The organism is Vibrio sp. V19_P1S1T109 (assembly GCF_002241375.1).
Taxonomy (GTDB): Bacteria; Pseudomonadota; Gammaproteobacteria; order Enterobacterales; family Vibrionaceae; genus Vibrio; species Vibrio anguillarum.
In genome coordinates, this window is the sequence record NZ_NDIM01000297.1 from 1 (window position 1) to 9,282 (window position 9,282).

The following is a 9,282-nucleotide window of genomic DNA, read 5'->3' on the forward strand; positions in this document are numbered from 1 at the left end:
GCTTAACACTCTCAATTCAAAGCTTGATGATTCAAGAGCGAAGAAAAAAGTAAGTATTTTGCGTAGCTGACTAAATTTTTGCCAACTATCGCCCAATCTAAGCAATAAAAGGCAGTTTTTAGGGGTCAAAACAGGAATAATAAAAATAGTCAATTTGAAGGTGTAGTGATAACTAAGGATCGTGTATTCTTAATTGCGAGCCACTGAATTCTAATAAAGATACGGATTATATGAATATAGGTTTAATCATTGCTCTTGTAGCAGTTTTGCTGGTGTTAGTCCTTGGCTATAACATCATGCTTCAATACAAAGTAAAGGTCGAGTCAGCTAAAAAGCAGGAGTCGACTCGATATATCGCCATTATTGATGCGACAGAAGACCTTATCGGCAACGCACACCACATGCCGTTTAGTAAAGAACTCTTAGTGTGTTTAAATACCCGTATCCTTGATGCCCTACTTAGTATGTATGAGCTTGACTCGAAAAATAAGCAGTTGGCACAACGCATTGAGCATATGAAAGGGCAAATTAAGCATTTACAAGAAAACCACCCAGGTGGTGACAGCACAACGTTTAAAGTACCCACCAGCGATAAACAAGCTTTGATTATGCTTAAACTAGTGAAACGTTTAAGAGACACGATTCGTAGTGAGCACAATAAAGGACGTTTTGAAACACAATCTTACGTCGCTGAAAATGCGCGTCTAGAAACAATACAAATTCGAATCAACATTGAAAATGTTGTTAAGCGGGCAAATGATTCGATCGTTCGTGGGCAACCCGGAACTGCGATTCAGCTATTGCGTAAAGGGATCGATGTTCTGAGTTCAAAAAATGATGCTTATTCCAATCAAGCTCGTGAAAAACTTCAGTCAATGTATGATGACTTAGAAAAACGACGCCAAACAAAAAGTGCAACAGATCTTCAACAAATTGAAGATAACGAGAGAAATAGTGATATGGAAGCACTGTTTGGTGAAAAGAAAAAATGGTAGCCCATTTTTTTGCTTAGGAAATATTTTTAAGGTCGCATAAGCGACCTTTTTTCATACAACAACGTAAAGAAAACATTAATTTAAATTAACGTATCATTTATCGCTTTTAGGACTTCATCTGGTCTTGTTGCCTGAGTAATTGGGCGACCGATGACTAGATAATCTGAACCAGCTTTTATGGCCTCACTCGGAGTCATAATACGTCTTTGATCTCCTACTTCAGAACCAATAGGGCGGATCCCTGGCGTAACTAATTTAAACTCTTGACCAAGATGGCTCTTAAGCATGTGCGCTTCTTGAGCTGAGCATACCACTCCATCTAACCCTGCATTTTGAGTTAGGCTAGCCAAACGCATTACATGCTCTTTAGGCGCAACATCGACGCCAATACCACGAAGATCAGATTGTTCCATACTGGTTAATACTGTGACAGCAATAAGTAGTGGTCTATCGTTACCATAAGGTTCAAGAATCTGACGAGACGCCGACATCATTCTCTCCCCACCACTGGCATGAACATTCACCATCCATACGCCAAGCTCAGCCGCCGCACGTACGGCTTTAGAGCACGTGTTGGGAATATCATGAAACTTTAGGTCTAAGAATACCGAAAAACCTCTTTTGTGTAGCTCACGCACAAAATCGGGACCAAACAGGGTAAACATCTCCTTGCCCACTTTTAATCGACAGCTGTTGGGGTCAATTTTATCAACAAAAGCTAACGCTTCCGCTTGTTGCTCATAATCCAACGCGACAATTACTCTCTGGTCTTTCATTTTCACTCCTAAAATAATTAAGCTAAAAAAATGCAGCTTTCATAAGCTGCAGTTTTCGAGTCGATCAGTAACTCCAGTACATGAACTCTATTCACCATCCAAACCACGGATAGGTTTAATTGAACCCCAATTCTTACATGATGGGCAGTGCCAGTAGAGAGAATGGGTTGAGAAACCACACTTTCTGCATCGGTAGTGAGGTTTTACTTTTAGTTGCTCACCTACCAATTTTTGCAAGGTCGACAAGCTCTCTTTCGCTCGACCTTCCTCTGCTTCGATGAGATGGTAGTCAATTAAACGGTAGAAACCCTTCATGGTCGGATTTTTAACCAATTGCCGTGTCAAAAGTTCCTGTGCAGCTCCAGCACCATCATGTTGTGCCACCAACTGTGCGAGCATCAGTTCAGCTGACACTCCAGCTTCATTGATAATGCACTCGCGTAAAAACTCAACAAGTTCACCCTCTTTCCCAATATGGTGATAGCACTCAGCAAGCGTCGGCAATACCTCGCCGATAAAATCAATGTCCTGCTCCAAGACCATCTGCATATACTGGATTGTATGATGGTAGTCATCATTTTCAAGATACAGCTTACCTAAAGAGATCGTTGCGCGTACACACTTCGGATCTTCAGACAGCGCTTTTTTAAGATATTGAATCGCTTTGCTATCGCGTCCTTCAGCCTTCTCTTGCATTGCAAGTTCACACCAGAAATGGGCTATAACACTGTGCATCCTTTTTCTGCCTAATTTTACCAACGCATAGGCGTAATCGATAGCTTTATGCCACTCTCGAGTTTGTTGGTAAATAGAAACCAATTGTTGCAACGCCGCTTCTTTGTGTTCGGGCTCTTCAATCAGTTGTTCAAATATTTTTTCAGCGCGGTCGAGAAAACCTGCCACCATATAATCTTTTGCCAATTGTTGTAAGGCGAGATTTTTTTGGTCAATAGTAAGACTTGAACGAGATATGAGATTTTGATGGATGCGGATAGCACGATCAACCTCTCCTCTTGAACGGAATAAGTTGCCCAGCGCTAAGTGGGTATCAATCGTTTCATTGTCTACTTGAAGTAGCTCAATAAAATGATCAACAGCCTTATCTGATTGATCAGAAAGCAGTAAGTTAAGGCCCGTCACATACTGACGAGAAATTTGGTGAGAGTGTTTCTGCTTGTCTTGCTGAGCACTGCGATTTCCCATATACCAGCCATAGGCGGCGGCAATCGGTAGTAGCAAGAAGAGAATTTCTAACATCAAGTCAGCCTTTATTTCACTACGCTTTACTTGTTACAGCGCTGTTCTCTGCTGTTTGCTTTTTCAGTTGCTTATTCAACTTTCTAACTTGCAACTGAGACTTAAAGTAGAAGCTACTGCCAAGCAAACAAGCAAGTAAAAAACCAGAGACAAAGACAGTGCCAAGTAAAGTAGACAGGTGAAATTCGCCTTGAGCGATCAAATAGTTAAATGTCACAACTGCTTGATTTTGAGCCCCTAATGCTAAAGCAATCAAAAAAAGTGCAAGAATTAGAACGATTTTTATAATTTTCATATGCCACTACCTATCCAGTATTGATCTGGTCTGATTATGCAGGAAAATGGCCTTACAAACCACGTCTATTATGGATTCCTTTCTTAAAAAAACGGCATACTTAAACTGTATGCCGTTTTTTAGAATACTCTCTAAATCGCTTTAGATATTCTCATTAACTCGCTCACGTAACTCTTTACCTGGCTTGAAATGAGGGACGAATTTTCCATCCAACACCACTTTATCACCGGTTTTAGGATTACGACCTACTCTAGGCTCACGATAGTGCAAAGAGAAACTACCAAATCCGCGAATTTCGATTCGCTCTCCGCTTTCTAAAGTTGATGCCATATGTTCAAGAATATCTTTCACAGCGTCTTCAATTTCTTTAGCAGATAGGTGCGTTTTCTCAGCACAGAGTCTTTCTATCAATTCAGACTTAGTCATAGTTTCCCTCATTACTTATCAAAGTAGGCACTAACTGAAAAAAAAGGAGCCTTACGGCCCCTTTTAGCGAGTTAGATTATTCGCCTTTAGCAGCCTTGAATGCATCAGCCATAGCATTACCAAACGCACTTTCATCAGCTTTGTTCAGTGTAGCCATTGCTTCTTGCTCATCAGCTTCATCTTTAGCTTTGATAGATAGGTTGATTACGCGGTTTTTACGGTCTACACCAGTAAATTTCGCTTCAACGCTGTCACCAACGCTTAGGACTAGAGACGCATCTTCAATACGGTCACGAGATGCTTCAGAAGCACGGATGTAACCTTCAACGCCGTCTACAAGTTCAATTGTAGCACCTTTCGCGTCAACTGCAGTAACAGTACCGTTAACTAGAGTACCTTTTTTGTTATCAGCAACATATGCGTTGAACGGGTCGTTTTCCATTTGCTTAACGCCAAGAGAAATACGCTCACGCTCTGCATCTACTGCTAGAACAACTGCAGAGATTTCATCGCCTTTCTTGTAATCACGTACCGCTTCTTCTCCAGGAACGTTCCAAGAGATGTCAGATAGGTGAACTAGACCGTCGATGCCGCCGTCTAGACCGATGAAGATACCGAAGTCAGTGATAGACTTGATCTTACCAGTAACTTTGTCGCCTTTAGCTTGCGCTTCAGCGAATGACTGCCATGGGTTAGCTTTACACTGTTTAAGACCTAGAGAGATACGACGACGCTCTTCGTCGATATCAAGAACCATAACCTCAACTTCGTCGCCAACATTAACAACTTTAGATGGGTGGATGTTCTTGTTAGTCCAATCCATTTCAGAAACGTGTACTAGACCTTCAACGCCTTCTTCGATTTCAACGAAGCAGCCGTAGTCAGTTAGATTTGTTACACGGCCAGATAGTTTATGACCTTCTGGGTAACGCTTAGCGATAGCTACCCATGGATCTTCGCCAAGTTGCTTAAGACCTAGTGATACGCGAGTACGATCACGATCAAACTTAAGAACTTTAACTAGGATTTCGTCACCAACGTTAACGATTTCTGATGGGTGTTTAACGCGTTTCCAAGCCATATCTGTGATATGTAGAAGACCATCAACACCACCAAGGTCAACGAATGCGCCGTAGTCAGTAAGGTTCTTAACGATACCTTTAACTTCAGTGCCTTCTTGTAGAGTTTCAAGAAGTTCGTCACGTTCAACGCTGCTTTCTGATTCGATAACAGCACGACGAGAAACAACAACGTTGTTACGTTTCTGGTCTAGTTTGATAACTTTGAACTCTAGCTCTTTGTTTTCTAGGTGAGTAGTGTCACGGATAGGACGCACGTCAACAAGAGAGCCTGGAAGGAAAGCACGGATACCGTTTAGTTCAACAGTGAAGCCACCTTTAACTTTACCATTGATAATACCAATAACAGTTTCAGCTTCTTCGTAAGCTTTCTCAAGAACGATCCAAGCTTCATGACGCTTAGCTTTCTCACGAGAAAGTTGAGTTTCACCGAAACCATCTTCAACAGCGTCTAGAGCAACGTCTACTTCAGAACCAACTTCAACTTCAAGTTCGCCAGCAGCGTTCTTGAACTGTTCAGCAGGGATAGCAGACTCAGACTTAAGACCAGCGTCAACAAGAACGAAACCATTCTCGATAGCGACTACAGTACCTTTAACGATTGTACCTTGTTGAAATTGTGTTTCGTTTAAAAACTCTTCAAAGAGTTGAGCAAAAGATTCAGTCATTTATTTAATCTTCAATAATTAAACTTCCATGGGTATCCTACCGCATGGGGTTATTAAATTCGCCAGTCATCATCCTTGCGACCGACGCTCTTACCTAGCAGAACTACTCTGCCAGCTTAGATTCTACATATTGTAATGCTTCTTCTACAACTTCGTCGATAGACATTGAGGTTGAGTCAAGCAATAGCGCATCCTCTGCAGGGCGTAATGGGGCCACTGGGCGGTTACGATCTCGGTCGTCACGCTCTTGGATCTCGCTTAAAAGGGCGTCAAATTTAACATCTAGCCCTTTGAGTTGCAACTGCTTAAAGCGACGTTGGGCTCGCTCTTGCGCACTGGCATCGAGGAATATTTTCACTTCTGCTTGAGGAAACACAACTGTGCCCATATCACGTCCATCAGCAACCAGTCCCTGCCCTTTCGCAAAGGCTCGTTGGCGACGTAATAATGCCTCACGAACTCTAGGCAATGCCGCTACTTTTGATGCCGCCATTCCTGTCTCTTCTTTGCGCAATTCTTTCGATACGTCCTCACCTTCAAGAATCACTCTAACCAAGTCGCCTTCTGCGATAAATTGGACATCTAAATGTGTCGCCAAAGGAACAAGCGCTTCTTCCGACTCCGTATCCACACCGTGGTGAATCGCCGCCAATGCAAGAACGCGGTAAATAGCTCCAGAATCGAGCAAATGAAAGCCTAATTTCTTAGCCAACAACATACAAAGAGTGCCTTTACCTGCACCACTTGGTCCATCTACGGTAATTACCGGAGTGTGAGAGGACATGATTTACTCCACTTAGTTTTTATGCGGCTTGCTTGCTCGCTTTTGTCGGCGACAAATTATAGTGCTTATCCGTTACAGGCGCTAGGAAGGAATGGTGATATGACTGAAATTTCACAGTGATACAAGCGTCGCTTTTAGGGGGCGACGCTTTTGATAGAGACTTTTATAAAATGATACGCTCAGCGTTTTGCCTGACAGTAGCGGCACCAATGCCTTTCACCAAGCTCAGATCTTCTTTGGTTTTAAAATCGCCATTTTGTTGACGATATTCAACAATCGCTTGTGCTTTTTTAAGTCCAATACCTTTCAACAAAGTAGCAATTTCCTCAGCGGAAGCCTGATTTATATTAACCGTAATTTCAATGCCTTGGTGCGTTTCTACCACCTTTTCTTCTGCTAATGTCGGTGAAAGAGGCAATACGATACTTAGAAGTAACAACCCGAGTTTTGTTTTCAATTTCATATGAACATTTCCTTGTTTATTAATGGGTACCAATATTAATTGAGCTTGGAAATGAGAGGGAATCAAAAAGGTAGAAATTGAAATGGGCTGCATAAGCAGCCCATTTTGAGTTTCATATCAATTACATTACTAGCCTTTATTGGCTCACAACATAATATTCAATGTCTGTATTTTTACGCAAAGTTGTAAGTATCGCAGCCAAATCACGTTGGCTACCGATGCGCTCTAACTGAGCCGTAATTTGATCGTTGTACTGAGGTGTGACTTTAGCCTCAACCTTATGTAGTTCAACAAGAACAATATCACCGTTCATTGCTTTCGCTTGACCGTAAACCACACTATCTGTAGCGGGTTTAGGGAGAGAAAACACCGTACTCGCCAATGGAGAGCTACGATCAATCATTTCCAACTCAGCAAATTTTAACCCACGCTGTTCCAATAAGGATTGGTCACCTTTCTTTAGGGTATCAATCAATTTTGTGGCTAACTCAATCGCTTGTTGTTCGCCTTTAACTTTAGAAAGCTGAGCAACCACTTGCTCTTTCACTTCAGCCAAAGGAAGAACCATTTGTTCCCGAGCATCATCAACACGAACAACGATAACGTGTTCTGGGGCAACTTCTAATACCTCAGAATTGAGCCTATCTTCTTTTACCTCTGGGCTTAGAATAGCTTGAAGAACAGCTGGATTTTTAAGAATTTCAGGCGCATCTTGCTGAGAAATAAAATCGGTTTTCTGAATCTTAGCTGAGATAGCGTTTGCTGCTTCATCCAGAGAGTCAGGTGATTCAAATGCCACTTTTTCTAGCTTAGTCTGCAACTCATAAAACTGATCAGCGGCCTTTTGGTCTACCATTTCAGCTTTGATTTCAGAGGCAACCTGTGCGTAGGGCTGTGCGATAGGGGCTTTAACATCATCAAGACGGATAATGTGATAGCCAAATTCAGATTTGACCAGCCCTGTGATATCCCCTATCTGTTCGATAGCAAAGGCTGCTTGTTCAAAAGCTGGGTCCATCACATCATGTTCAATCCAACCTAGCGAACCACCCTCTTCTGCGCTTCCTACGTCTTCTGATTTTTCTTTCGCTAAAGTCGCGAAATCAGCGCCAGCATTCAGTTCATCGAGAATCGCCTGCGCTTTAGTTTTATCATCACCTTGAACCAAAATATGGCTTACTTTACGTTGTGCTTGAGTGGAGTATTTGTCTAAATGCTCTTGGTAGTACTGCTCGGCCTGTTCATCAGACACTACAATTTGGTCTTTCAATTGTTGGGCAGAAAGCTCGATATAAGCCACTTTAACCTGCTCTGGACGGGTATAGCGCTCTGCATTTTGTTGATAATATTGAGTAATTTCTTCATCACTCAACTCAACATTTTTAGCAAAGTCGCTGAGTGACAATGTGAGCGCACGGATATCACGGGTTTGAGAGATCAGTTCACTTTGCTGATTAACCTCACCCTGCAACGTAAATTCACTACCTTGGATAGCACTAAGTAACTGGTTACGGATAAGATCACGACGTAGATATTCTGCAAAGCTTTCAGCAGAGAAACCTGCACGGCGAAGAGCCGCTTGATAGATTTCTTGGTCAAACTTACCGCCAGTCTGGAATTGGGGCATGTCTAAAATCATTTTACGAACCTGATCATCGCTCACTCGTAAACCTAGTGATTGTGCATGCTGCTCCAACAATAAATCGTTAACCATACGATCAAGCACTGACTTACGAAATGACTCGACATACTGAGGATCAGCGAGCAAGTTAGCAAAATAATCCCCTAATTGGGATTGCATGCGATTGCGCTCGTTCTGGTACGCTTGTTCAAATTCACCACGGCCAATCTCACTATTGCCAACTTTAGCCGCAGCATTACTGCCACCGCTGACCAAGTAGCTACCGACACCTGCGAATACGAATGATAAGATAATCATTCCTAGAATAATTTTCACCGCGATGCTGTTCACGCCTTCGCGTAATCGATCCATCATAATCTAACTGCTCTCCGGATAAGAAGCTTCACACTTCAGCCTAAAAATTGAATAGCGCGATAATATCAGAAAAAGAAATGCGCATCAGTAGGATGCGCATAATTTCAAAAGGTTCGAATTAATTTTGCGCTTAAGCCGCAAAAAAATAACGATTTTGATTAGTTGCAAGCGTCTTTAAGCGCTTTGCCTGCTTTGAAAGCAGGTACTTTTGCTTCTGCGATTTGGATCTCTTCACCCGTTTTAGGGTTACGACCCGTGCGCGCTGCACGAGTGCGAACGCTAAATGTACCAAAGCCAACAAGCGCTACTTGATCGCCAGATTGAAGAGTGCCACTAACGGCTTCGATGAATGCATCAAGAGCACGGCCTGCCGATGCTTTAGAGATGTCAGCGTTTTCTGCGATTTTTTCTACTAATTGTGTTTTATTCACTGTGATTCCCCTTTGCGTCACCCATTATTATTTTTTAACGGTGACTTTTCGTTCCATTAAGTTCCCAAACTAGCTTGAAGCCTTATTACATCTGGGCTGCAAGCTATAGGGG

General features: G+C 42.4%; 10 protein-coding genes. 1 reads left to right on the forward strand and 9 read right to left on the reverse strand.

Features of this window, described 5'->3' with window-relative positions; genetic code table 11:
• Nucleotides 1-230 precede the first annotated feature (230 nt).
• Complete coding sequence (locus B9J87_RS14365; protein WP_094151448.1) at nt 231-995, forward strand: DNA repair protein; 765 nt, start codon at nt 231-233, stop codon at nt 993-995.
• An 80-nt stretch (nt 996-1,075) separates the two neighbouring features.
• Here the strand turns inward: B9J87_RS14365 and pyrF are convergent, their stop codons facing one another.
• From pyrF to B9J87_RS14410, 9 genes are all read right to left on the reverse strand, one after another.
• Nucleotides 1,076-1,771, reverse strand: a complete 696-nt coding sequence (pyrF, locus tag B9J87_RS14370; protein ID WP_094151449.1) for an orotidine-5'-phosphate decarboxylase — start codon at nt 1,769-1,771, stop codon at nt 1,076-1,078.
• 87 nt (nt 1,772-1,858) lie between these two features.
• The gene (lapB, locus tag B9J87_RS14375; protein WP_094144890.1) at nt 1,859-3,028 is read right to left on the reverse strand and encodes a lipopolysaccharide assembly protein LapB; all 1,170 of its coding nucleotides are present in this window, start codon (nt 3,026-3,028) and stop codon (nt 1,859-1,861) included.
• 19 nt (nt 3,029-3,047) lie between these two features.
• On the reverse strand, nt 3,048-3,323 hold the full coding sequence (locus tag B9J87_RS14380) for a LapA family protein (protein WP_010317448.1): 276 nt from the start codon (nt 3,321-3,323) through the stop codon (nt 3,048-3,050).
• 141 nt (nt 3,324-3,464) lie between these two features.
• On the reverse strand, nt 3,465-3,749 hold the full coding sequence (ihfB, locus tag B9J87_RS14385; protein WP_010317449.1) for an integration host factor subunit beta: 285 nt from the start codon (nt 3,747-3,749) through the stop codon (nt 3,465-3,467).
• A 76-nt stretch (nt 3,750-3,825) separates the two neighbouring features.
• Nucleotides 3,826-5,496: a 30S ribosomal protein S1 gene (rpsA, locus tag B9J87_RS14390; RefSeq protein ID WP_094151450.1), complete on the reverse strand. Its 1,671-nt coding sequence runs from the start codon at nt 5,494-5,496 to the stop codon at nt 3,826-3,828.
• A 103-nt stretch (nt 5,497-5,599) separates the two neighbouring features.
• The gene (cmk, locus tag B9J87_RS14395; RefSeq protein ID WP_013857180.1) at nt 5,600-6,280 is read right to left on the reverse strand and encodes a (d)CMP kinase; all 681 of its coding nucleotides are present in this window, start codon (nt 6,278-6,280) and stop codon (nt 5,600-5,602) included.
• A gap of 163 nt (nt 6,281-6,443) precedes the next feature.
• Nucleotides 6,444-6,743 (reverse strand): ComEA family DNA-binding protein, encoded by a 300-nt coding sequence (locus B9J87_RS14400; protein WP_017044597.1) that lies wholly within the window; start codon nt 6,741-6,743, stop codon nt 6,444-6,446.
• 136 nt (nt 6,744-6,879) lie between these two features.
• Complete coding sequence (gene ppiD / locus B9J87_RS14405) at nt 6,880-8,739, reverse strand: peptidylprolyl isomerase (RefSeq protein ID WP_094151451.1); 1,860 nt, start codon at nt 8,737-8,739, stop codon at nt 6,880-6,882.
• Between the two features lie 158 nt (nt 8,740-8,897).
• Nucleotides 8,898-9,170 carry an HU family DNA-binding protein gene (locus B9J87_RS14410; protein WP_026027116.1) on the reverse strand — a complete coding sequence of 91 codons (273 nt, stop codon included), beginning with the start codon at nt 9,168-9,170 and terminating at the stop codon, nt 8,898-8,900.
• Nucleotides 9,171-9,282: the final 112 nt, after the last annotated feature.